We start from the raw sequence: 1167 nt of genomic DNA on the forward strand, positions 1-1167 counted from the left end.
AGGCAAGTTGATTGACGATGGTGCCCTAGATAAAGACTACCGCGATGTTATGCAGAACTATCAGTATGGCATCAACAAAGGCTTGTACAAAATCATGTCGAAGATGGGTATTTCGACCATCGCCTCTTACCGTTGCTCACAATTGTTCGAAGCTGTTGGGTTGAGCCGGGAAGTGGTCGACTTGTGCTTTAAAGGCGTAACCACTCGCATCGAAGGCGCAAACTTTGATGATTTCCAACAAGATTTAACCAACTTGTCCCGCAAGGCGTGGGCAAAACGTAAATCGATTGAACATGGTGGATTACTCAAATACGTACATGGCGGTGAGTACCATGCCTACAACCCTGATGTGGTTGGCACACTGCAAAAAGCGGTGAAATCTGGTGAAAGTAACGATTATCAAAGTTTTGCCAAACAAGTAAACGAGCGCCCTGTCGCGATGTTGCGTGACCTAATGGCACTGAAAAAAACTGACTCGCCATTGCCACTTGAACGAATCGAACCTAAAACAGAATTGTTCAAACGTTTTGATTCTGCCGCCATGTCTATCGGAGCGTTGAGCCCAGAGGCACACGAAGCACTTGCAACGGCGATGAACCGTCTTGGTGGTTACTCTAACTCTGGCGAAGGTGGTGAAGATCCTCGTCGTTTTGGCACCGAGCGTAACTCGCGAATCAAGCAGATCGCGTCAGGCCGTTTTGGGGTTACGCCTCATTACCTAACCAATGCTGACGTACTGCAAATCAAGGTTGCGCAAGGAGCTAAACCTGGTGAAGGTGGTCAGCTACCAGGGCACAAAGTCACGGCAGAAATCGCCAAGCTGCGTTACTCGGTGCAAGGAGTGACGTTAATCTCCCCTCCTCCACATCACGATATTTATTCGATTGAGGATTTAGCTCAGCTGATCTTCGACCTAAAACAAGTCAACCCTAATGCTCTGGTTTCGGTGAAACTCGTCTCAGAGCCTGGTGTTGGCACCATAGCCACAGGGGTCGCAAAAGCTTACGCCGACCTCATCACTATCTCAGGTTACGATGGCGGTACGGCCGCAAGTCCACTGACTTCGGTGAAATACGCAGGTAGTCCTTGGGAACTTGGCCTCGCAGAAACCCAACAAGCACTGGTTGCAAATGGCCTTCGCCATAAGATTCGTCTTCAAGTAGATGG

General features: G+C 49.1%; 1 protein-coding gene. It reads left to right on the forward strand.

What is annotated here, in order from left to right:
• Nucleotides 1-1167: glutamate synthase-related protein (locus R7093_RS24025; RefSeq protein ID WP_318146861.1), on the forward strand; the 1167-nt coding region annotated here is incomplete at both ends.

This window comes from Vibrio sp. 1580 (assembly GCF_033340055.1).